The 25,302-nt window shown below is 44.9% G+C and carries 23 protein-coding genes; 11 read left to right on the forward strand and 12 right to left on the reverse strand.

What is annotated here, in order from left to right; translation table 11 throughout:
* Nucleotides 1–5 precede the first annotated feature (5 nt).
* Nucleotides 6–527: a cysteine hydrolase family protein gene (locus Pcarn_RS20830; RefSeq protein WP_261836242.1), complete on the forward strand. Its 522-nt coding sequence runs from the start codon at nucleotides 6–8 to the stop codon at nucleotides 525–527.
* Between the two features lie 265 nt (nucleotides 528–792).
* Here the strand turns inward: Pcarn_RS20830 and Pcarn_RS20835 are convergent, their stop codons facing one another.
* The 3 genes from Pcarn_RS20835 to Pcarn_RS20845 form a co-directional block, all read right to left on the reverse strand.
* Nucleotides 793–1,413: a LysE family translocator gene (locus tag Pcarn_RS20835; protein WP_261836243.1), complete on the reverse strand. Its 621-nt coding sequence runs from the start codon at nucleotides 1,411–1,413 to the stop codon at nucleotides 793–795.
* Nucleotides 1,414–1,492: 79 nt separating this feature from the next.
* A complete protein-coding gene (locus Pcarn_RS20840) occupies nucleotides 1,493–2,050 on the reverse strand; it encodes a hypothetical protein (RefSeq protein WP_261836244.1) in 558 nt (185 codons plus the stop codon).
* A 67-nt stretch (nucleotides 2,051–2,117) separates the two neighbouring features.
* A complete protein-coding gene (locus Pcarn_RS20845) occupies nucleotides 2,118–3,695 on the reverse strand; it encodes an arylsulfatase (protein ID WP_390904502.1) in 1,578 nt (525 codons plus the stop codon).
* A 178-nt stretch (nucleotides 3,696–3,873) separates the two neighbouring features.
* Between Pcarn_RS20845 and Pcarn_RS20850 the strand changes: the two genes are divergently transcribed.
* Nucleotides 3,874–4,656 (forward strand): response regulator transcription factor, encoded by a 783-nt coding sequence (locus Pcarn_RS20850; RefSeq protein WP_390904515.1) that lies wholly within the window; start codon nucleotides 3,874–3,876, stop codon nucleotides 4,654–4,656.
* Here Pcarn_RS20850 and ppsR read toward each other — a convergent pair.
* On the reverse strand, nucleotides 4,653–5,486 hold the full coding sequence (gene ppsR, locus Pcarn_RS20855; RefSeq protein ID WP_261836246.1) for a posphoenolpyruvate synthetase regulatory kinase/phosphorylase PpsR: 834 nt from the start codon (nucleotides 5,484–5,486) through the stop codon (nucleotides 4,653–4,655). The two genes, Pcarn_RS20850 and ppsR, sit on opposite strands and share 4 nt — an antisense overlap.
* 150 nt (nucleotides 5,487–5,636) lie before the next feature.
* Here ppsR and ppsA point away from each other — a divergent pair, with 150 nt between their 5' ends.
* Both ppsA and Pcarn_RS20865 read left to right on the forward strand, forming a co-directional pair.
* Nucleotides 5,637–7,997: a phosphoenolpyruvate synthase gene (ppsA, locus tag Pcarn_RS20860; protein WP_261836247.1), complete on the forward strand. Its 2,361-nt coding sequence runs from the start codon at nucleotides 5,637–5,639 to the stop codon at nucleotides 7,995–7,997.
* Between the two features lie 144 nt (nucleotides 7,998–8,141).
* Complete coding sequence (locus Pcarn_RS20865) at nucleotides 8,142–8,450, forward strand: hypothetical protein (RefSeq protein WP_261836248.1); 309 nt, start codon at nucleotides 8,142–8,144, stop codon at nucleotides 8,448–8,450.
* Here Pcarn_RS20865 and Pcarn_RS20870 read toward each other — a convergent pair.
* On the reverse strand, nucleotides 8,447–9,073 hold the full coding sequence (locus Pcarn_RS20870) for an FMN-binding negative transcriptional regulator (protein WP_261836249.1): 627 nt from the start codon (nucleotides 9,071–9,073) through the stop codon (nucleotides 8,447–8,449). The two genes, Pcarn_RS20865 and Pcarn_RS20870, sit on opposite strands and share 4 nt — an antisense overlap.
* A gap of 21 nt (nucleotides 9,074–9,094) precedes the next feature.
* Nucleotides 9,095–10,021 (reverse strand): LysR family transcriptional regulator, encoded by a 927-nt coding sequence (locus Pcarn_RS20875; RefSeq protein WP_261836250.1) that lies wholly within the window; start codon nucleotides 10,019–10,021, stop codon nucleotides 9,095–9,097.
* A gap of 227 nt (nucleotides 10,022–10,248) precedes the next feature.
* On the opposite strand from Pcarn_RS20875, the gene Pcarn_RS20880 reads away from it, so the two are divergent.
* Nucleotides 10,249–11,325 (forward strand): DUF1214 domain-containing protein, encoded by a 1,077-nt coding sequence (locus Pcarn_RS20880; protein ID WP_261836251.1) that lies wholly within the window; start codon nucleotides 10,249–10,251, stop codon nucleotides 11,323–11,325.
* 46 nt (nucleotides 11,326–11,371) lie between these two features.
* Here the strand turns inward: Pcarn_RS20880 and Pcarn_RS20885 are convergent, their stop codons facing one another.
* Together Pcarn_RS20885 and Pcarn_RS20890 are read right to left on the reverse strand one after the other, a co-directional pair.
* Nucleotides 11,372–11,890, reverse strand: coding sequence for a hypothetical protein (locus Pcarn_RS20885; RefSeq protein WP_261836252.1), 519 nt, complete (start codon nucleotides 11,888–11,890; stop codon nucleotides 11,372–11,374).
* A gap of 141 nt (nucleotides 11,891–12,031) precedes the next feature.
* Nucleotides 12,032–13,081, reverse strand: coding sequence for a cysteine synthase A (locus tag Pcarn_RS20890; RefSeq protein WP_261836253.1), 1,050 nt, complete (start codon nucleotides 13,079–13,081; stop codon nucleotides 12,032–12,034).
* A 166-nt stretch (nucleotides 13,082–13,247) separates the two neighbouring features.
* On the opposite strand from Pcarn_RS20890, the gene Pcarn_RS20895 reads away from it, so the two are divergent.
* Nucleotides 13,248–13,463, forward strand: coding sequence for an acetyltransferase (locus Pcarn_RS20895; RefSeq protein ID WP_261836254.1), 216 nt, complete (start codon nucleotides 13,248–13,250; stop codon nucleotides 13,461–13,463).
* 85 nt (nucleotides 13,464–13,548) lie between these two features.
* Here the strand turns inward: Pcarn_RS20895 and Pcarn_RS20900 are convergent, their stop codons facing one another.
* From Pcarn_RS20900 to Pcarn_RS20910, 3 genes are all read right to left on the reverse strand, one after another.
* On the reverse strand, nucleotides 13,549–14,742 hold the full coding sequence (locus tag Pcarn_RS20900; protein ID WP_261836255.1) for an acetate/propionate family kinase: 1,194 nt from the start codon (nucleotides 14,740–14,742) through the stop codon (nucleotides 13,549–13,551).
* 269 nt (nucleotides 14,743–15,011) lie between these two features.
* Entirely contained in the window at nucleotides 15,012–16,961 is a 1,950-nt protein-coding gene (locus tag Pcarn_RS20905) for a DEAD/DEAH box helicase (protein ID WP_261836256.1), read from the reverse strand.
* Nucleotides 16,962–17,233: 272 nt separating this feature from the next.
* A complete protein-coding gene (locus Pcarn_RS20910; protein ID WP_261836257.1) occupies nucleotides 17,234–17,395 on the reverse strand; it encodes a hypothetical protein in 162 nt (53 codons plus the stop codon).
* A 229-nt stretch (nucleotides 17,396–17,624) separates the two neighbouring features.
* On the opposite strand from Pcarn_RS20910, the gene rnb reads away from it, so the two are divergent.
* From rnb to Pcarn_RS20935, 5 genes are all read left to right on the forward strand, one after another.
* Nucleotides 17,625–19,622: an exoribonuclease II gene (gene rnb, locus Pcarn_RS20915; RefSeq protein ID WP_261836258.1), complete on the forward strand. Its 1,998-nt coding sequence runs from the start codon at nucleotides 17,625–17,627 to the stop codon at nucleotides 19,620–19,622.
* A gap of 122 nt (nucleotides 19,623–19,744) precedes the next feature.
* Nucleotides 19,745–20,536, forward strand: a complete 792-nt coding sequence (locus Pcarn_RS20920) for a helix-turn-helix transcriptional regulator (protein ID WP_261836259.1) — start codon at nucleotides 19,745–19,747, stop codon at nucleotides 20,534–20,536.
* Nucleotides 20,537–20,560: 24 nt separating this feature from the next.
* The gene (locus Pcarn_RS20925; protein ID WP_261836260.1) at nucleotides 20,561–21,709 is read left to right on the forward strand and encodes an iron-containing alcohol dehydrogenase; all 1,149 of its coding nucleotides are present in this window, start codon (nucleotides 20,561–20,563) and stop codon (nucleotides 21,707–21,709) included.
* A gap of 512 nt (nucleotides 21,710–22,221) precedes the next feature.
* Complete coding sequence (locus Pcarn_RS20930; RefSeq protein WP_261836261.1) at nucleotides 22,222–23,739, forward strand: Ig-like domain-containing protein; 1,518 nt, start codon at nucleotides 22,222–22,224, stop codon at nucleotides 23,737–23,739.
* A 166-nt stretch (nucleotides 23,740–23,905) separates the two neighbouring features.
* Nucleotides 23,906–24,814: a hypothetical protein gene (locus Pcarn_RS20935; protein ID WP_261836262.1), complete on the forward strand. Its 909-nt coding sequence runs from the start codon at nucleotides 23,906–23,908 to the stop codon at nucleotides 24,812–24,814.
* Nucleotides 24,815–24,886: 72 nt separating this feature from the next.
* Here Pcarn_RS20935 and Pcarn_RS20940 read toward each other — a convergent pair whose 3' ends face one another.
* Nucleotides 24,887–25,297, reverse strand: a complete 411-nt coding sequence (locus Pcarn_RS20940; protein WP_261836263.1) for an RNA-binding S4 domain-containing protein — start codon at nucleotides 25,295–25,297, stop codon at nucleotides 24,887–24,889.
* Nucleotides 25,298–25,302: the final 5 nt, after the last annotated feature.

Raw genomic sequence — 25,302 nt, forward strand, 5'->3', positions numbered from 1 at the left:
TAAAGATGTCAAAGAAAGCACTAGTTATCATCGACCTACAAAACGACTATTTCCCAGAAGGTAAATACCCTCTTTGGAACACCGAACAAACCCTTGAAAACATTGAAACCGCAATAGAACTAGCAAAGAAAGATGACGCTCTGATCGTACATGTTCAGCACATAGCTGACCCAGCAATGGGTTTAGCGCCATTCTTCAATCAGGGATCTGAAGGCGCTGAGATCCATCCGCACATCATGGCAGCAGCGCCAGAAGGTGAAGTGGTTGTAAAAACTTTCGCTGATAGCTTCCATCAAACCAATCTTGAACAGGTTCTACAGCAAAACGGCGTAACAGACTTAGTACTATGCGGCATGATGACGCAAAACTGCGTCACCCACACCGCACTATCAAAAGCAGCTGAGAAATATGAAGTATCTGTGCTGGTGGATGCCACAACAACAGTTGATGAAATGCTACATAACATCGCACTGCACGCACTCTCTTCACGTGTGCCTTTAGTGACCAAAGAGCAAGCATTTAGCTAAGTTAGAGACCCTAAACAGTGAACTAAACTTCTTTATAAGTTCATGTTTTATCGCCCTTTCCATGACTAGTATTCCTATTCATCACTCACGGAATAACAACTCATGGAGAGGGTTTCGATTATTAGGCTCAAACGAAAATGGTGGGAGCGATTTCTATACAGGGAAGTGTACTGGGATAGAAAGCTGGGATGTAAACGAAAACTACGTTAATCCTGAGCTTTTAGCCCTTCTCTAGCTATGGGCTTAGTCTTTTAGCGGGATCGAATTAACCAAGCAGCAGCCAGACTGCGACCATCATCATCAGACTACCCGCAATACGATTCATCAGTTTCACGTTATCGCTATTAGCTAAGAGTGCGCGTAATCCTTTCCCACCGGTGGCGTAGATAGACATACACACAAACTCTGAGATCATTATGATACCCACCAGCACCAGAAGTTGAGGCGCCAAGGCATAGTTTTGCGAAATAAAGGGCGGTAACAGACTTATCATGAAAGCCCATCCTTTAGGATTGGCGATAGCTGTTATAAAGCCTTGCGCCATCAAGGCGTAGTTCGACGCATCGGACGATTCTAAGCTGTCTTCAGAAATGGCCATCTTTCCTTTCGAGCGCCACATCTGGATGCCTAGATAAGCGAGATAACTGGCACCTATCACCTTAAATACTAGGAACAGTGTCGGCATCTTGATCATCACAGCGGCAATACCAAGCACGGCACTGATGGCCACTACTGCAACCCCTACTACCTCACCCAGCATCATCCATAGAGTTCGTCTAAACCCGATACTCATTCCCAGACCAAGAGCAAGGGTCATACACATCCCTGGAGTGATAGAGACAAACAAAAATGTGGGGATAAACACCCACAATACAGCCGTATCCATTGGCTTCCTTATTATTCACAAGATCAATCTTTGCAAACTATCCCAATTAGAATAATCATGCAACTGAGGAGACTTTAGATTACTCGTCTTTGTAGTTGAGCCTTGCTTCAGCCATATCCAACGCCAATACCTGCGAGCGAACCAACATCAGATGCATCAAATAGATTGAATCTGCATCAGGAAGATCATTGGCGTGAGCCCAGTTATCTAATCCAAGTTGTAAGCCCGTTCTATCCAATTCATGAACATCGATAGTCTCAGGCATGTAGCCAAGTTTTATCAGATTCTTCTGCAGCTCTATGAGCTGAAACTCAGGTAAATGGATTGGCTTCATGTCATCAGAGGTCAGCGCTTTAAGCACTGTATTGTTTGACTCCACCTTCTTAAAACAACTGGCAACCACCTTATACCTGTCATCACAGACAGGATTATTAGGTGTCTTTTGACAGACATTGAATAGTTTTGCAAAGTCGGTATACGCGGTTGAAAGCAATGCGTATGAGTCATTAATGAGAGGCTCTACCTTCTCTTTTGGCAGAACGGACTCGACGTTTTCGTGAGGATCACCGTCAATAGTATACGGATGTGCCCAGGCTGCACTGGATACCAATGCGAGTACATACAGAATTTTATTCATAAAGTGCCAACTTTAAGTTCTTGAAAAGGGTGGCATTTCTACCACCCAGATTTTTAGCTCGTGTTAATTATTTGTATTGAGCACGTTGCCAAATTTGCATCTTTTCAACGATTTGGTCAATAGACCAAGTGCCAGGAACTTGACGTGGCGGGAATTCTTGGAAAGATTGTAACCATTCAAAGGTAGTTGCTGAGCCTAAATACATGAAAGGTAGATGTTCAACCATCCATTGATCGTACTCTCCTGCCTCAAACGGAGCCGTCTCATACGGGTCTTGTCTTAGGTTGAATATATATGGCATGCGTGCCTTTGTTAGAGGGCATCTCCAGGCATCGATACCGTGACACTCTTGGTAGGTGTAGAGTATCTTCCAATCCCCTACACGCACACCGGCTATATCTCCATCATCGGTTCCATAAATAAACGACTTACGTGGCCAGTCCGCATTATCATGCGCAGTAGTAGACTTAGCCTCTATGAGTTTGGGTAGCAAGTTGTAGCCATCTAGGTGTACCTTATATTCCTTTCCATCGAGGGTCGTGCCTTGCTTTAGTCTCTCAACTATCTTGTCTTCGCCCGCTGCTGCTAGGAACGTCGGTCCCCAGTCATTGTGAGCCGCAATCTCATTTACTACTTGACCTGCTGGGATCTTCGCAGGATAACGGATCATGGCTGGAACCCTAAATCCCCCTTCCCAAGTCGTATTTTTTTCTCCCTTAAATCGAGAGGCACCGCCATCTGGCCAAGACCATTTTTCAGCACCATTATCCGTGGTGTAGATAACTATGGTGTTATCAGCAATCTCAAGATCATCCAGTTTATCCAGAAGCACACCTACCATATTGTCGTGTTCCACTAGACCGTCGCCATACAAACCACCGCGCAAAGAAACGCCTTTAGACTCCTCTTTTAGGTGCGTCCACACATGCATTCGAGTGGCATTAAACCAGAGGAAAAAAGGCTTGTTTTCTTTATGCGCTTTGTCGATAAAAGCCAATGAAGCATCTAGGAACTCTTCATCTACGGTTTCCATACGTTTAATGGTTAGTGCACCAGTGTCTTCGATACGTCCATCAGCATAGGAGTGGATAACACCACGAGGGCCAAAGCGTTTTTTAAACTCCTCACCCTTTGGGTAATCTGGATGCTCAGGCTCTTCTTCAGCGTTTAGGTGATACAGGTTACCGAAAAATTCGTCAAAACCATGCTGAGTCGGAAGTTGTTCATCACGATCACCTAAATGGTTCTTACCAAACTGCCCTGTTACGTAGCCTTTATCTTTAAGCATGGTAGCGATAGTTGGATCTTCTGGGCGCATTCCTTGGGTAGAACCTGGCATACCTACCTTAGTAAGACCGGTGCGGATTGGATGCTGCCCAGTAATAAAGGCGCTGCGACCAGCAGTACAAGACTGCTCTCCATAAAAATCGGTAAAAATAGCGCCTTCGTTGGCGATACGGTCAATGTTCGGTGTCCAATGCCCAGCTTGCCCTCTGGTGTAAGCACTGATGTTATCGATACCTATGTCATCACCCCAGATTGCAAGAATGTTTGGACGACTCATATCCGTGGTAGCGAAACTAGACGTTGTGGAAAGTGCCAGAATGGCGCCAACTGCCAGCTTTGTTATTGATTGTGTGTGCAATGTAATTACCTCGTCTGGAAAAGAAACGAAGCAATGTTGGCTTAAACCTATCCTGTCGTATGCAGTAGAAATACCAAGTTGGGTCAGCAGGAATTAGGTAATTTTACTGTATATGACCCAGATAGTGTTTGGTTAAATCTATGCCACTTACTCACTACTATTTTCCAGCATGCAAACACTGTCAGACAGCAACACCTTTGATGGATTATTGATTCGTCAATCTCGAACACTAAACACCTGCGATCCAACAGAGTTTTCGATGACTTGGCGCTCTTGCCTACAAGAAGCCTTAGTCTGGTTTGGTATCGACAGGTTGACTTTATTTCCAAACTCTATGGTGCTGTTTGAGGAGGGTCGCACCGTTTCAGTCTCACGGCCTCATATCCCTCCAGTTGAGAAACAAGACTTTGAACACTGCGCGCATATCGACTATCTAAAACTGCTGCGTACCAACAAGCCACATATCAGCTTTAATGCCGCTCAGATGAAAGCATCCCGCAACTCGGTAGTAAGCACTCTGTATTACGATGGCGGTCGATTCCATACCATCTTGCCGCTACAGATGTTTGGTCAGCGCTGGGGCGCCCTCGCGTTTACAATTTTCAGCGAAGGCTTCAATGGGTTTTCTGAAAAAGAGATCTCTAGGCTGAGGCTACTGTGTGAAATTTGGCTCAGTCACTGGCAACACCTGATGCTCGCTCGCAACCTTCAGCACGACCAAGATTCCATGCAAAGTGATAACGAGAAGCTTCTACTGCTGTCCAAAAAACAGGTCTCTGTACTGCGCCTGCTGTGCCAAGGAATGAGTGCTAAAGAGTGCGCCGAACACCTTCACCTGAGCCACAGAACCATAGAGTCACACAAATATAGGATGTTAGATAAACTGAATCTCGACAGCCACAATGCCTTGATTCAGTTTGCCCTTAGAAACGGACTCGGCATGCAAGAAATGCCTGTCTAAAAGTTCTTCCTACTTAATCCTGTCTGCTCCAAGATTCGAGTAGAAATTTCCTCAACAGACATAGAGGATGTATTTAGGAAAGGAATGGCTTCACGCCTGAATAGCTTTTCAACCGTCTTTAATTCAGATTCGCACTGCTCATTGCTGGCATACTCACTGCCCTCTAATCGCGTATTTCGTATCTGCGACAATCGCTCTGCGTCTATGGTAAGCCCGAAAAGCTTATGACGGTTCATTTCAAACTCTGGTAACAACCTTAGTTGTTTCATGTCTTCGGCTATAAATGGATAGTTCGCAACTCTCAAACCAAACTGCATCGCGATATAGAGACTAGTTGGCGTTTTTCCACTTCGAGATACCCCAAGCAAGATGAGATCTGCCTCATCCAAACCTTTAAGGGTGACACCATCATCGTGTGCCAATGTGTATTCGATAGCGGCAATTCGGTCGAAATAACCTTCGGTGTTTTTCTCTACACTGTGTGAACGCTGAAGCTTTGGTTTGGGCTCTAAGCCAACATCTCGGCTTATTTTAGACACCATGCTATCTAAAACATCATAAAAATGAGCATTCGCACCTAAAAGTTGCTCTCTAAGCTCAGGCACTACCATAGAGAAGAAAACGAGAGGCTTCTCACCGCTTTGAGCAAAAGATCGCTCAATTTCTGTCACTAACGGTAGCAACTTATCTATCTTGTCAATGAAGGGAAAGGTTTTCTCCACCGGCGTGAATGAAAATTGTCCTAAAACTGAATGTCCCAATGTTTCACAAGTGATGGCTGTTGCATCAGAAACGTAGAAAACATCTCTTTTTTTAATTTTTGACTGCATATTATGTTGAAACTTTAAAATAAATTTGAGTAAACTGGGTTCATTATAAGAAAAACAAACAGCGACGATACCCTCACCATGTTCCCCTATGGTGACATTTTGGGCAATCGATTGCTAATACTCTACTTGCGTGAAACTCAGGAGAAAGTGATGCAAGATCTAACCCTATGGTTCAATACCTTATCCATGAACGATGTCGACAAGGTGGGCGGTAAGAACGCTTCCCTTGGAGAAATGGTCTCTAACCTCGCTAATGCGGGAGTGAGTGTCCCTAACGGATTCGCCACTACCTCCTATGCCTTTCAACAATTTCTGAAGCATGACGGACTAAACGACCGCATCTACGAGTTGCTGAATAAACTTAATGTAGAAGACATTGACGCTCTACGCGAGACAGGTGCGACCCTGCGCCAGTGGATTCTTGATGCTCCCTTCCCTGCTGAGCTTGAAGAAAACATCCGTCGTGACTACGCAGAACTGGTCGACAACAATGAAGAACTGTCTGTTGCGGTGCGCTCTTCAGCAACTGCTGAAGACTTGCCAGACGCTTCTTTTGCGGGTCAGCAAGAGACCTTCCTAAATGTAAAAGGTATCGATTCTGTACTCGAAGCCACCAAACACGTATTCGCTTCTCTGTTTAATGACCGTGCCATCTCTTATCGTGTGCACCAAGGTTTTGACCATGAAGGAATAGCATTGTCTGCAGGTATTCAGCGTATGGTTCGTTCGGACATGGCCGCTTCTGGCGTCATGTTCACGCTTGATACCGAATCAGGCTTTGATCAGGTAGTGTTCGTCACCTCTTCCTTTGGTCTGGGTGAGATGGTAGTTCAGGGTGCGGTAAACCCTGATGAATTCTACGTACACAAGCCGCTACTTGAACAAGGTCAACCGGCGATCGTTAAGAAAACCTTCGGCTCTAAACTCACTAAGATGATCTACGCGAACTCGTCTGAAATGGGTAAGCAGGTTAAGATTATCGATACCACGAACGAAGAGCAGAGCCAGTTCTCTCTAACCAACGATGAAATCACAGAACTGGCAAAACAAGCCGTCATTATTGAAAAGCACTACGGTCGTCCAATGGACATCGAATGGGCAAAAGATGGCTTGGATGGCAAGCTATATATCGTTCAGGCTCGCCCAGAGACCGTATGCTCACAAGCAGAAAGCAACGTCATCGAGCGCTTCCAACTGCAAGATAAAGCTAACGTGCTTATTGAGGGTCGTGCTATCGGTCAGAAGATCGGTATCGGTAAAGTGCGACTTGTTTCTTCACTGGATGAGATGAATATCGTCGAAGAAGGCGACGTCTTAGTTACTGACATGACAGATCCTGATTGGGAGCCAGTAATGAAGAAGGCTTCTGCTATCGTAACTAACCGTGGCGGCCGAACCTGTCATGCAGCGATCATTGCTCGTGAGTTGGGTATTCCTGCGATTGTTGGCTGCGGCACTGCCACCAGCACACTGACCGATGGCGATCTGGTGACTGTATCATGCTCAGAGGGCGAAACCGGTTACGTATATCAGGGTGAGCTCAAGTTTGAAATCAAGCGTTCAGCAGTAGATGCTCTACCTATGCTGGATACCAAGGTGATGATGAACGTGGGTAACCCAGACCGAGCGTTTGGCTTTGCGCAGATCCCAAATGAAGGTGTCGGACTCGCTCGCCTAGAGTTCATTATCAACAAGATTATAGGTATTCACCCTAAAGCGCTTCTAAACTTCGATGCTCAATCCGATGAGCTAAAAGCCGAAATCCGTGAACGCATCAAGGGCTACTCTGACCCAGTAGATTTTTACGTTAGCAAGCTAACCGAAGGTGTAGCGACTATAGCGGCAGCCTTCTGGCCTAAGCGCGTTATCGTGCGCATGTCAGACTTTAAGTCCAATGAGTACAGTAACCTTGTGGGTGGTAAAGAGTTTGAACCGCACGAAGAGAACCCTATGCTTGGATTCCGTGGTGCCTCTCGTTATATCTCTTCTGTATTTGAAGACTGCTTTGAGCTGGAAACCCAAGCTATCAAGCGAGTTCGCAACGAGATGGGTCTGAAGAACGTCGAGATCATGATCCCGTTTGTTCGCACACCTGCTGAAGCGGCTTCGGTTATTGACCTACTGGCTAAGTTTGATCTTCGCCGTGGTCAAGACGGTCTGCGTGTCATCATGATGTGTGAATTACCATCTAACGCGGTACTAGCTGACGAGTTCTTAAAGTACTTCGACGGTTTCTCTATCGGTTCTAACGACATGACCCAGTTAACCCTAGGTCTAGACCGAGACTCAGGAGATATCGCTCACCTGTTTGATGAGCGAAACCCTGCAGTTAAGGCCATGCTGAAGATGGCCATCGATGCGGCAAATGAAGCAGGTAAATACGTAGGTATCTGTGGCCAAGGTCCATCGGATCACGACGATCTTGCCAAATGGTTGATGGAACAAGGAATCAGTTCAGTATCGTTAAATCCAGATACTGTGGTTGATACCTGGTTAAAAATGGCTGAGTAAAGCAAAATATGAAAGCCCTGCCAGGACGGTAGGGCTTTTGTAATCCAACAACATTTTCAGTACACATAGTTTTCAATACTACCTCGCTCTCCATAAGCGGCTTAACATCTACACAAGAATCAGTTCCCAAAAAGAGATTGAAATATGCAATCACAGCTAGATAAATCGATACAGATACTAAGCACATGGGGCGCAAATGCTTCACAGGTTGAGGCTATTCTGACCTCAGAGTTTATTCAAAGCGAGTTGGAGACTAGAACCAAACACATCATTGCCATTCAAGAGTGCTTGGAGCTGCTCTTTTCTGAACAAAAACGTCGAGTTGAGTTTATGGCGAAGAAAAATAAAAGTGCCCTGTTTCCAACGAAAAAGCCACTGGAAATCATCAGTTCAGGCAGCTTGCACGACCTAGAAGAGGTACACGCGAAAGTGCGCAGCATGGTGTGCATCTAAACTTTCTTCACCATATCGGATACCGCTTTTGACATCGCATCCTCGAGCTTTGCCAATCCGCGCACGACGCCGTCTTGGTTTTCAGCAGACTGATTTTGGCTAAGTTTCCATTTGCCCTCAATATTGGATACCGCTATTTCTATTCCAACAATCGCGGTCAGCATCTTTTCTATAAACGGCTCAGGAGCGTCGGAAATTGACCAAGGCTTAGCTGACTTCTGTTCATGCTGATCGGTAAGCTTTTCGACTACCTCATACAAAAAGCTACTATCGTGTCTAAAGGACACATAACCTGTCACGTGCACAACAGCATAGTTCCAGGTTGGGACCACCCTATGATCAACAGACTTTGACGGATAATGATTCGGAGAGATATAGCAATGAGGTCCATTGAAAATGACCTTTACCTCAATTCCCTCCTCCGCCCTTTTCCAAAGAGGATTTGCCTTAGCGATATGCCCCTTGAGTAATAAACGTCCTTTATGCTCCTCTAAAAGCATAGGGAGATGATTCACTTCAACACCGTCAGAAGTATTCACCACTAGCGTCGCGAATGGATAATTCTCAATAAGCTCAACCTGCTGTTTGATGTTCTCTTGCTTAAATTTTCTCGGGGTATACATGTGCTTCCTTTAGTCGTTTAGCTATCGCAACAACTCGGTTAACTCTTCAATCAGAATCTCTTGCATCCATTGATGCGCAGCACTATTCGCACTACGCTGGTGATGGATAAGATAAGCAGGAACAGAAAAAGCATCCTGTTCGTCGAGCTCTTTAGACGGAAGTTGTACAAACTTCTCACCATAGCTTCGCAGTGCTCTAACACTGTTTGTTCCAAACAAAATCGCGTCAGATTCGGCCATCACATCCACCAACACTTGGGTTTGCGAACTCCTTAAAATAGGACGATTTTCTAACATCATATCTTTGTAGATCTGCAATATTGGCGCACTAAATGAGCGGTATTGATCTTCTTCAACCACTATCCCTATCATCGGATAATCAACGGTATCTTTTAGCAACACATCCTTTTTTGTACTTAATGGGTGCCCGACCCTTGCGAACATTTGTGGTCTCAAGGAACCCAAGTGCTTTGACACATATTTAGGGCTTGGCTCCTCTGTAAAGTGAAACGCGAAATCAATATAGCCTTGGTCCATAGCCGGGAAAGGGTTAGCTTTCGCAGAGTGATCGGATATCCTCACGTTAGGGGCTATCTGTTTCAGCCGCCCCATAAGTTTTGGTATCAGTGCACTAGACAAAAACGCCGGCAGAGAGATAGCGAAATCATTGTCTGCTTCAAGTGGGTTAAATACTTCTGCGCCAAACACTTCTTGCAACTGAGGAAGTAAATCAACCAACTGCTTCTCTAAAACAAGCGCCTTTTCGGTGGGAACAAGCCCGGTTGATACGCGAGTAAACAAAGGATCATCAAACGTATCTCTAAGTCTGGCAAGTGCTCTACTCACCGCGGATTGCGAAACAAACAGCACTTCCGCAGCTCTGGATACATTTCTCTCTTTGAGAAGCACATCCATAGTCACCAAAAGATTTAGGTCAACTTTTGCCAAGGCTCGATTCATAATCCACCACACATTATTCACTTAGATCATATTTATTTATAAGAATAAGTCGTTAGACGCAAATAATGCAACTGCTTATTATCTCCCCATACACAGAACGCTCTTAGGAAATAACTTTTAGCAGTTAACCCAAGAGACTCTATGGAAATCCAGTTCGATAGCTCATGGAAACCGAGCAACTTTAAACCCGTTGAACAATGAAATTCGGAGATAACATGAAACATCTAATCAAGCTATCAACCCTTAGCCTTGCAATTGCTGCAGCACCTCAGGTCTTTGCCGCTAACAACACCATCCCTGTTGATGAAACCAACTACAACCAAGCCGCTGCGGCCAAATACATGAACAACTGGGACAAACGGGGTGCTGACAAACACATAGTTCACCTGCCTATCCTAGTGCCTGCAGGTGATAAAGCACCAGTAGTGCGAATGAACCAAGACTCGCTGTATTCATCAGCCATTGCCCATGCGGACAAAGATGGCTATATCCACGTAACCATCGATGAGTTTGAAAACGAACCAGGCACAGAAGACGTTTATACCTCGGTACACGTACTGGATGAGAACTCAGCGTCACCTATGTATAAGGTTGGCCCGGGTGAATACTCAGTAAAAATTGACACTGACTTTGCGTTTATCATCTTCCGCGCCGGTGTAGAGGACAAAACCGACCTAACTAACGCCCTAGCCGCTCAATCTCGTTTCCATGTAGATTATTCGGCGAGTAAGAAATACGCACCACAAGGTTACATAGCGCCAAACTATGATGTTGCTCAGCGTCAAGCTATGACCAAGAAGCTAAAACAAGACTTCTTAGAAGCGGGTGAAGACTTTTTCTATGTAGCAAGCTCAGACAGCGCAGACGCAAACAACGGTCGCCAGATGCGCTCAAACGCTCAAGGCTGGGGCGGAATGCCAATCGAAGTGGGTGTTTCAAACATCTATCGCAACACCAAGCAGTTTGATGGTTCTCAGTGTCAGCAAACCACATTCGACGAGCCGGACAACAAGTATTTCACTTCGATCACGCTATATGATGCAGCGGGTTATATGCTCGATACTGAAAGGTTCTCTATCAACTCTTACGAGTGGGATAAGAACCGCGACGGCACAGTAACTATCAGCTTTGGTTGTGGTGAGAATGCGCCGAACAACCTGAAAACAAACGGTGAAGACTTTAACTACACGGTTCGTAACTACGGTGCTTCACAAGACGTTCAATACGATGTGTACGGTGGACGAGAGCTAAAATACCTAGCCGGTGGCTCTATCAACCCTGATTACAAGTAAAACTCCACAAGTAAAGAGCCACCTAGGTGGCTCTTCTCATTCTTGGCTATTTTACCAACCTTGGTACACTCTGATACTCAGAGCTCACAAAACTGGTCTCTGGCTTATCGGTGATGTGATAAAGCATGGGCTTTAAGATACCCGCTTCAATTAGGTTGTTGATGACATACATGGCATTACCAATAGCAAAGCCAACAACGCCTCCCACCTGCATAGGAAAGAATATCTCTGCATTGCGATCAGGATATATCCCCAAACGAACTACCCACTCTTTGTCATCGTTGATATAAGTGGCGTAGACATCGTACAGACCGAGCTCTAACGTGGTGTATGCGGTCATCGGCGTTCGATGCAGATACCGTTTCGCTTCGCCCCTATGATTTTCAAGCTTATCCAGAAAACTTGGTTGGCTGATTAGTTCTTCTCGTATTTCCGCCATGATGTTTTCGGTCAGTGCATCGCTTTGTACTACAGAGTTAGCCAATATCTTTACTGGCAACCAAAACAGGTAAACAGAACTGATGGTTACAAAGATAAACAAACCAAGAAGAGACTTCTTAAGCATGACGCATCCAAATAGAGGGAAGAAAAAACGGCGTTATTCTACCGACTTTTACCCGTAAAAAAACCGCCCAACTGGACGGTTTATGTAATTATTTCCGAAACAAGCTCTACTGGGTTTGATATCCAGAATTTTGACTATCCGTTATACATTCACGACCTTCTCATCACCGTCGGCCTGATACCGTGCCCAAAGCTCTGGTAAGGTTTCTTTGTCTAGCTTGATACCCTTTTCCTTTAAAAATTCTAGGTTGTAGAGTTTCGAATAAGAGCGCTCAGCTAGATCACAGCTAAAGGTAACTATGGTATTGCCTTTACCCATTCTCGCTGCTGCATAGAGCGCGCCGGCCACATTTAACGACGAACTGCTTCCCAGCAAGATACCGTCTTTTTCAGCAACCAACCTCGAGATGGTTACAAGATCTTGATCAGGCAAATTGATGGCGTGATTAATCTTGGCCTGTCTAAAGTTCTCAACCTCACGCATGATACCTATCCCCTCAGTAAACGAGCTTCCTGATGATTTGTACTCACCACTTTTTAGATAGGAATAAATCCCAGATCCATCTGGGTCGATAGCCCAAGTTTTAAGGTTGGGATTTTTTTCAGACAGGTAGTGTGAGTTGCCTGCAATGCTGCCACCAGTACCCACTACCGAGACCAAGGCATCGATCTTGCCTTGGGTTTGCTCCCAAATCTCTGGCCCTGTATTTAAATAGTGCGCTCGATAATTGCTTAGATTTTCGAACTGATCGGCCCACCAGTAATCCTCGTTCTCCGCACCAATGCGCTTGGCGGTATGATAGAAATGTTTAGGGTTAGAAAAAGGGCAAGGATCGACCAATAGCAGGTCAGCACCATGAAGCGCAATCATACGCTCTTTCTCTTGCGCCTGTCCCTTTGGCATAACCACCAACATCTTATAACCCAAGGCTTTAGCCACCAGTGCTAGCCCAATACCTGTATTACCCGCAGTACCTTCTACTATGGTCATTCCCGGCTTGAGCTTACCCGATTCAATTGCGTCGGTAACAAGTTGCAGTGCCGCCCTGTCCTTTATTGAACCGCCAGGGTTTTGATGTTCGCACTTTAGAAGGATCTCACACCCTGATATTTCGGAAAGGCTATTGATTCTGACAATGTCTGTATCACCGATGAGTTCACTGACACTATTAGCAACTAAGGTATTCGACATAAAGGCTCCGTAATCCATGGAAAAATGAGGTCTACTACTTCTATTAAGTTATTGATAATCCTAGCTACCGGCGATTCTTAGTCAAGCCAACTAAAGGCGCCACATGATCTCAACAATGAAATAGCCATTATAATTAGACGTGATCGTTTCGATTGAGGGTAAGAAAATGTTTTTAAAAGAGAGAAAGAGCGGCGACCTTGTGGACGTTGTGGATATGACCAATCTGAGCAACTTATTTCATGACAGTGTAGAGGGACGATTCCAAGCAGGAGAAGAGCAGCAAGACCCGCAGTTGTTCAAGAAATCCGATTTAGTCTTTATGTCGGGTGAAGAACTCCCTCGCTGTTGGACAGACCCAGATTATCGCTCCAAAAATAAATAGCCTGCGCCACCCACTCATCAATCACGAGCCAAAACGAAAAAAGCGAGCACTGGGCTCGCTTTTCACAATCAAGTATTGCTATGAATTACAGTAGTTCAACAGACTGCTTAGCAATTACAAACTCTTCGTTTGTTGGGATAACTAGAGCTTTAGCGCCTAGTAGCTCAGATTCAGCGATTTGACCTGCTGCACCAAAGCGCGCTGCTTCGTTACCCGCTGCATCTTCAACGAAACCTAGAACTTTTAGGTTATTTAGAATTTCGCGACGGATGTCTAGTGCGTTCTCACCGATACCACCAGTGAACACGATAGCGTCTAGAGAGTTTAGCGGTACTAGGTAAGAAGCAATGTACTTAGCAACACGATATGTGAATACTTCAAACGCCAGCTTAGCACCTTCATGACCGTCTTCCATTGCTTCTAGGATGCCACGAGCATCAGAAGTTACACCGGATACACCTAGGAAACCAGACTTCTTGTTCAGAGTTTCGAATACTTGCTCTGGAGTCCAACCTTTCTTCATAAGGAATTCGATGATACCCGGGTCAAGGTCACCAGAACGAGTACCCATCATTAGACCAGCAAGTGGAGTAAAGCCCATTGAAGTATCAACAGACTCACCATTAGAGATAGCACATACAGATGCGCCGTTACCTAGGTGAACAGTGATGAAGTTTGACTCTTCCACTTTCTTGCCAATCATCTTCGCAGCTTCACGGCTTACGAAGTAGTGGCTTGTGCCGTGGAAACCGTAGCGACGGATGCCGTACTCTTTGTACAGCTCGTGAGAGATTGCACCAGTGAACGCCTTTTGCGGCATTGTTTGGTGGAAAGCAGTGTCGAATACAGCGAACTGAGGTAGAGATGGGTATGCTTCCATCGCTGCACGGATACCTTTAGCGCCTGCTGGGTTGTGGAGCGGAGCAAGATCAGAAAGGTTTTCAATTTCAGTTAGAACAGCGTCGTCGATACGAACAGTGCTTGTGAACTTCTCACCACCGTGAACGATACGGTGACCTACAGCAACGATGCTGTCGCTGAAGCCTAGCTCTTCCATTAGAGCAACAATGCGGTTGATAGCTTGAGCATGGTGGTTGTCAGGAGCTGTGATTGCTTCCTCAGTCTTTTCACCATTGTACTTCCAGCCAACTACCGCTTCCGGCAAACCAAAACACTCTCCTAAGCCGCTGATTAGCGCTTCGCCTGACTCAGAGTCGATAACAGCGAACTTCAGAGAAGAACTGCCTGAGTTGATAACAAGTACGTTTCTGTTTGCCATGTTTAAAAATCCTAATATGAGCGGGGCGCATGTTGTTCATGCGTTTCGTGCATCCGATTATCAAATATTTTTAATCGATTTCAAATTTATTTAAGTCCATTAGTATGACAAATCGCAAAAACTTTGAGATGGATCATATTTATAATTTATTTTAGCTCTGAAATTAGTAAGTGATTTTCCATATTCAAAAAAAATTGAATATGAAACCGCTACACACTCAAAAATTTTGACATAAAAAAACGGCGCCTATTGGCGCCGCTCTTAGATTTTTATTCCGCGTCTCTGCGGTTGTGACCACGTTCACCACGGTAGTTACCACGGTTATCGCCACCACGGTTGCGATCAAAACGACGCTCACCGTCACGACGACCACCATCACGGTTGCCATCGCGATTGCCACGGTAACCACCGCCATCACGACGACCGCCTTCACGGTTACCATCGCGGTTACCACGATGACCTTCACGACGACCGCCTTCACGGTTGCCACGGTAACCGCCACCATCACGACGACCACCGTCACGGCGACCACCACGAGACTCACGGAAGTCATCGAAGTCACATACTACAGCGCCAGTTTCTTTTTGGCGGATACGTAGCTTCTTAAGTTTACCTGCAGTTTCAGAGCTCATCGCTTTAGGCAGCTGAACAAAAGTGTGCTCTGGTGCTAGTTTGATTGCACCGATAGAACCTTTAGTTAAGCCAAGCTCGTTTGCAAGTGCACCAACGATGTCTTTAACCTGAACACCTTGCTCACGACCAACTTGTAGTTGGTAAGTATCCCACTCTTTGTTGTCCTGACCGAAGCCACGACCGCCATCACGACCACCTTCACGGCGGTTGTCACGACGCTCTGCACGACGCTTCTTATCACGCTCGATAGCAGCGATCATCGGATCTTCACCGATGTAGAATAGAGGGCGTTTACCCTGCTGACGACGAAGAAGGATTGCAGCTAGAGTAGCAGCATCGATTTCTAGGCTAGTTTGTAGCGTGTCTACAAGCTCAACAAACTTGTCTAGAGATGCATTCTCTTTGTCCGCTTCAAGCTCAAGACCAAGCTTGTTTACACGAGCTTCAGCTACTTTGTCACGTAGAGGAAGTTGGATCTCTTCCATTGAAGACTTAGTAACACGCTCGATAGTGCGAAGCATGCGGATTTGGTTAGTACGAACCAATAGGATCGCTTTACCCTTACGACCAGCACGACCAGTACGACCGATACGGTGGATGTAAGACTCAACATCGAATGGGATGTCGTAGTTAAACACGTGAGTAATACGAGGCACATCAAGACCACGTGCAACAACGTCGGTCGCGACTAGGATGTCGATAACACCGCGCTTGATGTTGTCTACAGTACGCTCACGTTGTGACTGAGGAATGTCACCGTGAAGTGCAGCTACTTTGAAGCCACGTGCAGATAGGTAATCTGCTAGACGCTCGGTGTCCTGACGAGTACGTACGAATACGATAGAAGCATCAGTTTCTTCAGTTTCAAGAAGACGAGTCATAGCTTCATCTTTCTCTACGCCCTTCACTACCCAGAACTGCTGCTCTACTTTATCAACGGTGTGGTTTTTACCAGCAACGTCAACGTAAGCAGGATCACGTAGGAAACGCTCAACAATGGTCTTAAGCATTGGAGGCATGGTTGCAGAGAACAGTACGCGCTGTGCAGTTTCTGGAGCATGCTCAAGAATTGCAGTTACGTCGTCAACAAAGCCCATGTTCAACATTTCATCTGCTTCATCCAGTACGAAGGTGTTAACTTCGTCTAGGTGCAGACGGTCACGGTTGATAAGGTCTTGTACACGACCAGGTGTACCAACAACGATGTGTGCGCCGTTCTTAAGAGCACGCATCTGATCAACGATAGAAGTACCACCGTAGATTTCTAGAACTTTAAGACCGTTGATATTGCTACCAAGGTTTTTGATTTCTGCCGCAACTTGGATCGCAAGTTCACGGGTAGGCGCAAGGATGATCGCCTGTGGTTTACGCTGTTTCAGCTCTAACTTATTTAGCAAAGGAAGAGAAAAAGCCGCGGTTTTACCTGTACCTGTTTGAGCTTTACCTAAAGCGTCTTTGCCTTCTAGAAGAAGAGGAATAGAGGCTGCTTGGATAGGAGTTGGAGAAACAAAGCCCATTCCTTCTAAAGAAGAAAGGATTTCAGGCTTCAGGTCTAAATCGCTGAACTTAATTTCAGATTCTTGCATTGGGATCCCAGTTTACTAATCATTAAAAACGGTCCCATGAGCTTTCTAATTCTCATACACAAATCCAGCATATGCATCAATCCATTGTGGTTACGGATAAGCATATAAAACGCATCAAGCCGCTAGGGACAAAATAAGGACGCGAATTCTGCCTTAATTTCAGGATAATTACCAGAAAAAATTGAAACAGATCACAAAATAGCCCCAAATCGCTTCATTAATGCGATGCATTTTGTGGGGTAACACTGTGACTTCGTTACCCCAGTTTTGGCTTATCTGTAACTTCCATGCCCACCATAAGAACGTCCAGCCATACTAGAATGAGTGGTTTTCTGTAGCTCTTGACGCTCGGCCATGCTCATACTGCTTTTGTCATTGTTATGTGCACAGCCCATCAAGAATAGTGCACAAAGTGTTGCAAGCAAGATCTTCATCGCTTTTCTCCTTGTTCAATTGCGACATGCCCTACTCTTTACGCTCACAAGGACAAAAAGATCCATATTCTTCTGCATGGGGCGGATTGAAACAAAACTTTAAACCCGCTCAGTTATACATTTACACGGTTTGTGGGTAATATAGCCGCCAATAACCGCAGCCACCTACACCCAAGTGTAAAAGCTTGCCGTACCGAATCAGCCACTATTTAAGAAAATCAATTTATAGATGTTTGCAGATAATCCGTTGCTTGCTCAACTAAAACAGCAGATCAAAGAAACCCTTCCTACTAAAGAAGGTACCATCAAGGGTACTGACAAGAAATTTGGCTTCCTAGAAGTCGATAGCAAAACCAGTTTCTTTATCCCACCACCGTATATGAAGAAAGTAATGCACGGTGACAAAGTGGTTGCTGTTATTCGCACTGAAAATGACAAAGAGTTGGCTGAACCAGACACACTCATTGAGCAGTCAATTACGCGCTTTATCGGTCGCGTTAAACTGTTCAAAGGCCGCCTAAATGTTGTTCCTGATCATCCGCAGCTGCGTAAGCTATCTCTTAAAGCAAAGACCGCACGTGGTCTTAAGCGTGATGAGTTCGAAGAAGGCGATTGGGTAGTTGCGAACCTTATCCAGCACCCTCTTAAAGGGGCAGACAACTTCCTTGTGGAAATTACAGAGAAGATCACTGACGCAAACGACAAGATTGCTCCTTGGTGGGTAACCCTTGCTGAGAACGACCTTCCAAACTCTGAACCTGCGGGCATCGACGAGTGGACCATGCACGACGATGCAGATCTTATTCGTGAAGACCTAACCTCAGTGCCTTTCGTTACTATCGATGGTGAATCTACTAAAGATATGGACGATGCTCTGTTTGCTAAAGCGAATGAAGATGGCAGCTTTGAGCTTACCATTGCGATTGCCGATCCAACGTCTTACATCACTCCAGACAGTGATATGGATAAGGTAGCGCGCGAGCGTGGCTTCACCATCTATCTACCTGGTCGCAACATTCCAATGCTTCCACGTGATCTTGCAGACAACCTTTGTTCACTTATTGAAAATGAAGAGCGCCCTGCGCTTTGCTGTACGACTAAAATCTTGGCTGACGGTACTATTTCTGACGAGATTCGCTTCTTTGCAGCAAACATCAAATCTCACGCACGTCTTGCTTACGATAACGTGTCTGACTTCCTGGAGAATGGCTCTTCAGAAAAATGGCAACCAAGCGAAGAGATTGCCAAAGTCGTTACCGACCTAGCATCAGTAGCTAAAGCACGTGGCCAGTGGCGTGAAACGAACGCAGTTCTATTCCCTGATCGTCCAGACTACCGTTTTGAACTGAGCGAAGATAACGACGTAATCGCAATCCATGCTGACATTCGTCGCTCTGCAAACAAGTTGGTTGAAGAGTGCATGATCAGCGCAAATATCTGTGCCGGTCGCGTCCTGTCTGAAAAGCTAGGCTTTGGTGTATTCAACACTCATAGCGGCATTAAAGAAGACAAGCTAGAGGGCGTACTTGAGCTACTTGCTAAACATGGCGCAGAAGGGTTTGACGCTGAAGCTGTATCTTCAATCGAAGGTTTCAGTGCACTCCGCCGTTGGTTGAACGAGCAAGAGACACAGTACCTAGACAACCGTATTCGTAAGCATCAAACCTACAGCGAGATCAGCAACAAACCTGCTCCGCACTTTGCAATGGGCTTAGATCTATACGCGACGTGGACTTCTCCAATCCGTAAGTACGGCGATATGATCAACCATCGTCTTCTTAAAGCCGTGATCCTTAATAAAGAACCAGTGCAAACTCCAGATGATGCAGTGGGTGAAGAAATGGCTCTACACCGTAAGCACCACAAGATTGCTGAACGTAAAGTAAGTGACTGGTTATACGCTCGCACCCTACAGAAAGATGTAGAAGCTAAGACCAAGTTCACCGCTGAGATCTTTGATATCAGCCGCGGCGGCATGCGTGTTCGTTTCCTTGAAAACGGCGCATCAGCGTTTATCCCATCTCCACTGATCATGGATAACAAAGAACGCGTTCAAGCCAGCAACGATGAAGGCACCTTCTCTATCGACAATGAGGTAGTGTACAAACTAGCTGACGTTCTTGAGGTTAACCTAGTAGAGGTTGACGTTGAAAAACGTAACCTTGTTGCTAAGCCTGTAGAGGTATTCGCAGACTTGGTTAAACCAGAAAAAGAAGAAACTGCATAATTTTCAAAAGGCTACCACTAGGTAGCCTTTTTTCTAGCTATACCTCTTTTTTAAAAAGTCATCGCCACTTTTATCAACTCTGCGTGCTAACATAGTTTCATCAAAATAGATCGGAGACGTTTGTGTCTTCAGTTAACTGCGTCAGCCTCTCTTCTAAGCAAAATACCGCTACCTATGACCTACCAGCCAAAACCGCAGGCATCCTATGGGTAACCTCGGGAAGCATGTTGTTTCGTCACAGTAGCGAACTTGGAGAGATACTAGAAAATCAGTTCTGCTTTTTTAAGTCCACTTCGCTGTTTCTAAAAGAGAGCCTAGAGTCAGGTCTTGAGTTTGAGTGTCGACTGTTTTTCTTTGATACAGAGTTACTCACACGATTCCTCAACCAAATTCCTAGCCCCGTAAGCACCCAAGATAGTTACCCCGTAACTAACGCCAATAGCTTCGATATCCACATCTTAGAGATGCTTTATCGTAGTCAGGATAATGATGAGTGCGCGACGCATACTCAGGTTCTCCTAGCTAATGCCCTGCTCTCCCAAGCCTATATGGCTAATCCGATGGTTTCTAACCTTATCAAAGAGTCGCTAGAGATTGGCTTTCTTGACCGCGTTATCAACTTTATCGAGTCCAAGTTGGAAAGCGAGATTTCACTACCTATGCTTTCTCAATACTTAGGTGTGTCTGAATCCACAGTCAAACGAAAACTGGCATCAGAAAAGCATACTTTCAGTGAACTTGTGAGAGATAAACGCGTATCCAGAGGAGCGACGTTACTGCGAGCAGGCAGAACCCCGATCACCCAGATTGCAGACGCATGCGGATACAAAACAGCAGCACATTTTAGTGCAGCCTTTAAATCCGTGTACGGTTGCACACCCAAAACATTCCGTCGCGAAAGACGACAACCATAAAAGAAGCAAACAGGGAAATTATTCATGCAATTTAGTTATGTAAACCCTACACAAATCCACTTCGGTCAAGGCCAAATCAGCGCTGTTAGCTCTGCTATCCCTTCCACCAGCAAGGTGCTAGTGATCTATGGCGGTGGTTCAATTAAGAAAAACGGCATCTATGACCAGGTGAGTAAAGCCCTTGAGGGTCACCAATGGCAAGAGTTCTCTGGCGTTGAACCTAACCCAACAGCAGAGACGCTGGATAAAGCAGTCGCCATCGTTAAAGAGCAAGGTATCGACTATATCCTTGCTGTAGGTGGCGGCTCAGTGATAGACGGCTCTAAATATGTAGCTGCAGCAGCTAAATACGATGGGGACGGCTGGGATATTCTGATTGGCAAACATACAGTTTCTGATGCAATCCCACTAGGCGCTATTCTTACCCTACCTGCGACAGGCTCAGAGTCCAACCAAGGCGCGGTAATCACTAAGAAAGCAACCCAAGACAAACTGGCTTTCTTATCTCCGTTCGTTCAGCCCAAATTTGCTGTACTTGACCCAGATGCAATGAAGACGTTGCCTGAGCGTCAACTTATCAACGGTATTGTCGATGCGTGGGTACACGTTTGTGAGCAGTATATTACTCTTCCTGCTGGCGCTATGGTGCAAGACGGCTATGCTGAGACCCTGCTTAAGAACCTAAAAGCACTGGGTAATAGCTTTGACAACCGTGACTCTAATGAGTGGCGTTCAAACCTAATGTGGAGCGCAAACCAAGCTCTTAATGGCCTAATTGGTACTGGCGTACCTCAAGACTGGGCAACGCACATGATTGGCCATGAGCTAACCGCTCTATGGGGCGTAGATCATGCTCGTTCTCTGGCTATCATCCAGCCGTCTCTACTTCGCAACCAAATCGAGTCCAAGCGCGCTAAGCTTGAGCAAATGGGTAAAAACGTATTTGGTCTTGAGCAAAGTGACGACCTTGCAGAGCGCACTATCAACGAGATCGAGAGCTTCTACCACAGCCTAGAAGTAGCGACCCAACTGACAGAGCACGGTGAAGACAAGCCTGGCGCTATTGCTTCTGTGTTAGAGCAGCTTAAGTCTCATGGCCTAGTAGCTCTTGGCGAAGGCCAAGCGATCACACTAGAAGAATCTGAAAAGATCCTAGAATCGGCGATTAAGTAATTGCACTGACTTCACAAAGGCCCTCTTCTGAGGGTCTTTTTTGTATCTTGGCTTTTTCAGTTTGCATGGAATGTAAAATTGATAAAAACAAGACCAAAATAAAATAATACAAATAGCCATTTTTATTTAATGCTGAATAATTGAACTTTTATTCAATAGTGGTTTTGTAGCTTTAAAATCAAAACAATCCACGTTCTAAAGGCGTTCCGCTGAAGACACTTCTTGTTGATCATTCATCCTAGCCTTTATAAACCTCATATATTCAATGATTTAGATTAAAGACTGTAACGAGTCACCTATTTTCGTTTGCTGTTCTTTTTTAAGCACTCCGTTCCTTAAACTACGAATTCATCTATGAATCAACACTCACATTACTGTATGAATTAAACCTATCATTACCACGCCAATCCAAAGTTAGATTCCATTTTTGTGTTATTGCGGTACTCATTTAAAGGCATAGACTCTGCCCCACTAAAACGTTTGCGTATCACTGTTTCTGTAAGGGGGAATTTATGAATATGCTTAAAGTAGCGGTTATCGGACTATTCACTATTGGCTTGGCGGCATGTGGTGGTGAATCTGGTTCAAGTACAAGCACACCCGCATTTGCCAACACTTCAAAGATTCAAATAGATGTAGTTCAAGGCTACAACGACTTTGTTCCTGTAGAAAACATAACTCTTCATGTTGGCACTACCAAAAGTCTATGCGCCCACGAATTCAACAAAGATGGTTCCGATGGTTGTGCAGTAGGACAGAATGTAATTTGGAAATCTAGTGATACTAACATAGCCACAATTGACGAAAACGGACATGTAAAAGCAATCAGTACTGGTCAAGCTGAAATCACCCTAAAAGCTCGTGGATTTACTAAGTCCCTTAAAGTAACAGTTGATGATGCAACCGTTGTTTCTATGGAAGTTACCAACCACTATTTCGAACGATTGCCAAAAGGGGCGACAAAATCGTACCGTGCTTTCGCTACTTATACCGATGGAAAAATTCAAGACGTCACAGATAACGCCATTTGGGAATCGACTGATGAGAGCGTTGCCACTGTGTCTAAAGACGGTATCGTAAAAGCGATTTCAGAAGGCGAAACTATCATTTATGCCGAATTCCAAGGCATTTCAAATGATGAAGGTCTGGAGCCTAGAAACCTAGAAGTGTCTGGTGCTGATATTGTAAAACTCGAAATTCCAAAGGGCGGAGAGCATATAAAACTATCTGCTGGCGGCGAGTTTGATTATCCAAGTATTGTTGCTATCTATAGCGATGGTACAAAAATGGAATATGGTGAATCTGTTAACCTGAAGTGGCAATCAGACGACCCTACAGTGGTTAACACTGATACTTTCTTCATTTTGAAAGCAGTGAAGAAAGGTCAAGCTACAGTCACTGCCTCAATGGGCAACATGGCTGTAACCTTCGACACAGAGGTAACAGACGCCAAACTCACGAGCATTGAGGTAAATGGAGACGATGATACGAATTTAGCTATAGGCTCAAACGTTCATTTCCAAGCCACCGGACATTACGAAGATGGTAGTACAGGCGATATAACCCAATTTGTAGATTGGTCTACACAAGGTGAACAACACTCTATCTATTATGATAACCAGAGTAGCAGAGGCACTGTCTTCGGCGCGTTACCCGGATACGCTTTAATCACCGCTTCTTTAAATGGTATTACTAGCGACTTTAAAATAGTGCGCGTAATTGATAAAAGGTTATCGTCAGTAGAAATCACAAAACCTACCGATGCATTTGAACTGAAATATAATTCAAATACAGATGGCAAATTACAAAACGTTCCACTCGGAATCATCTCCCGCTACGACGATGGCTCACAAGATTCAAAGGATAGATACCTAAACGTAGTAATAGGAAATCCAAATATTCTGAGCGCATATATGTATGATAATGGTAACGTAAGTTACGCCACCAAGGGCCTCGGCACAACGAACATCATGTTCTGTACATTAGATAAAGTCTGCACTTTACCGATGACCGTAAACATTACGAACTAATTGCTCAGTAGCACGGAAGGCAACCAATAAGTTGCCTTTTTCCTATTTAGGAAAGCCTCGAATCAATTACCCTCATACCACTTGCAAACATGGATTTCTATAAATACCTAAAACTGACATAGACTTTATTACGGTTTTATTGGGTCTGTCTGTTTGAGAGGGTTTCATGATTCTATTTAGATACGCTTCTATCACGCTAATTTCATTGAGTCTCGTAGCTTGCGGTGGTGACTCTGATGTCAAAGCTCCAGAATTAACAGAACAAGAGATAAAAGATATTAAAGCGTTAGAAGCGAAAGAAACCGGTGATTCGTCATTAAACAAACCTCAACTAAAAATGGATGAGTATGCTCTCTACTCAAACAACTACATGGGGGATGAGTTTGGTTCTGTCGACTTGGAGTTTGACCAAAGTTTTGATAATGAGGTAATGCGCTCGACATCCAGTGGCTCACCAATCATCTATCAATTCGAATACAGTTGGAATCTTTTCACTACCACGGATAGCGACCCACGCACCACTCGAATAACCATTACATCTCTTGATGATGCAGCATCACAGTTAACCAAAGCTCTTGCAAAAAAAGATGCAACAGATCCAGATAGCGTTATCAGAAAGTACGTCCTATCCAACCTTGCTCTCGCTATTGTATTTAATGGCAACGAAAGAGTGGCCTCCTACGATGAATTAATGACAAAAGACCAGATCAACAATCCTCAGAATCAAGATGGCCCCTATTGCACATATCAAGATAACAATCCACAAACTACTGGTCGTTCAGATTACAGTATGAGTTGTAATCTACCTGACAGTATTATTGATAGAGAAGTGACAATACGCTGGAATCAACTCGGTAAGAAGGTCTTTCGCACCACCGACAACCAGCGCTACGAGGTAATAGAGTTTGAACAAGTCGTCAGTATGGATCTCGAAGATTTAACCGCGTCTACCATTTTATACCGCCCTGGACTAGGCATTATTTCTATTGTTCCTAGTGGCATTGGTGGAGATAATTTTGCTATTAGTGACAGCGAATGGACTTGGGCAGCTGAAGACGCGAACATACCGCTCTAGTTCGCCACTCTTCACAACACAAATAAACAAAGGGCAGCCACTGGCTGCCCTCTTTATGTCTAATCAACTCAATCAAAAGAAATCGATAGATTTACGACCTGATTTTGCATCGCGAGGCTGTTCTTTCTGCTTCACCTCTTTTTTAGGCTTGCTTTCCTTTTTAGGTTGAGGAGCTGTCTCTTCAATCTCAGGAAGTTCGAATTCAGCAGGCTCTGCGTCTGGATTTAGAATAACCAAGTAGAACTCTTCGTTAAACTGAACTAGGTCACCATCCACTAGCTTGCGACGTTTGCGCATCTCTAGCTCGCCATTTACCGCAACATAGCCCTGGCTGATAGCTTGCTTAGCTTCACCGCCACCGCCAACCGCGTTCGCGATTTTAAGAACCTTGTACAGCTCGATAGGCTCGTTGGTTACCTCAACGCCAATCGCTTCAATCTCAATTTCTTCTTCCGAGTCAAACTCGTGTTCATCGTACGACAATGTTC

Source organism: Vibrio ishigakensis (genome assembly GCF_024347675.1).
In the GTDB taxonomy this organism is placed as follows: Bacteria; Pseudomonadota; Gammaproteobacteria; order Enterobacterales; family Vibrionaceae; genus Vibrio; species Vibrio ishigakensis.

Bases quoted from the DNA above. Each gene is read 5' to 3' on its own strand.
- Pcarn_RS20830 (WP_261836242.1), top strand. From the start codon at position 6: ATGTCAAAGAAAGCACTAGTTATCATCGACCTACAAAACGACTATTTC.
- Pcarn_RS20835 (WP_261836243.1), bottom strand. From the start codon at position 1,413: ATGGATACGGCTGTATTGTGGGTGTTTATCCCCACATTTTTGTTTGTC.
- Pcarn_RS20840 (WP_261836244.1), bottom strand. From the start codon at position 2,050: ATGAATAAAATTCTGTATGTACTCGCATTGGTATCCAGTGCAGCCTGG.
- ppsR (WP_261836246.1), bottom strand. From the start codon at position 5,486: ATGCAGTCAAAAATTAAAAAAAGAGATGTTTTCTACGTTTCTGATGCA.
- ppsA (WP_261836247.1), top strand. From the start codon at position 5,637: ATGCAAGATCTAACCCTATGGTTCAATACCTTATCCATGAACGATGTC.
- Pcarn_RS20865 (WP_261836248.1), top strand. From the start codon at position 8,142: ATGCAATCACAGCTAGATAAATCGATACAGATACTAAGCACATGGGGC.
- Pcarn_RS20870 (WP_261836249.1), bottom strand. From the start codon at position 9,073: ATGTATACCCCGAGAAAATTTAAGCAAGAGAACATCAAACAGCAGGTT.
- Pcarn_RS20880 (WP_261836251.1), top strand. From the start codon at position 10,249: ATGAAACATCTAATCAAGCTATCAACCCTTAGCCTTGCAATTGCTGCA.
- Pcarn_RS20885 (WP_261836252.1), bottom strand. From the start codon at position 11,890: ATGCTTAAGAAGTCTCTTCTTGGTTTGTTTATCTTTGTAACCATCAGT.
- Pcarn_RS20890 (WP_261836253.1), bottom strand. From the start codon at position 13,081: ATGTCGAATACCTTAGTTGCTAATAGTGTCAGTGAACTCATCGGTGAT.
- Pcarn_RS20895 (WP_261836254.1), top strand. From the start codon at position 13,248: ATGTTTTTAAAAGAGAGAAAGAGCGGCGACCTTGTGGACGTTGTGGAT.
- Pcarn_RS20900 (WP_261836255.1), bottom strand. From the start codon at position 14,742: ATGGCAAACAGAAACGTACTTGTTATCAACTCAGGCAGTTCTTCTCTG.
- Pcarn_RS20905 (WP_261836256.1), bottom strand. From the start codon at position 16,961: ATGCAAGAATCTGAAATTAAGTTCAGCGATTTAGACCTGAAGCCTGAA.
- Pcarn_RS20910 (WP_261836257.1), bottom strand. From the start codon at position 17,395: ATGAAGATCTTGCTTGCAACACTTTGTGCACTATTCTTGATGGGCTGT.
- rnb (WP_261836258.1), top strand. From the start codon at position 17,625: ATGTTTGCAGATAATCCGTTGCTTGCTCAACTAAAACAGCAGATCAAA.
- Pcarn_RS20925 (WP_261836260.1), top strand. From the start codon at position 20,561: ATGCAATTTAGTTATGTAAACCCTACACAAATCCACTTCGGTCAAGGC.
- Pcarn_RS20930 (WP_261836261.1), top strand. From the start codon at position 22,222: ATGAATATGCTTAAAGTAGCGGTTATCGGACTATTCACTATTGGCTTG.
- Pcarn_RS20935 (WP_261836262.1), top strand. From the start codon at position 23,906: ATGATTCTATTTAGATACGCTTCTATCACGCTAATTTCATTGAGTCTC.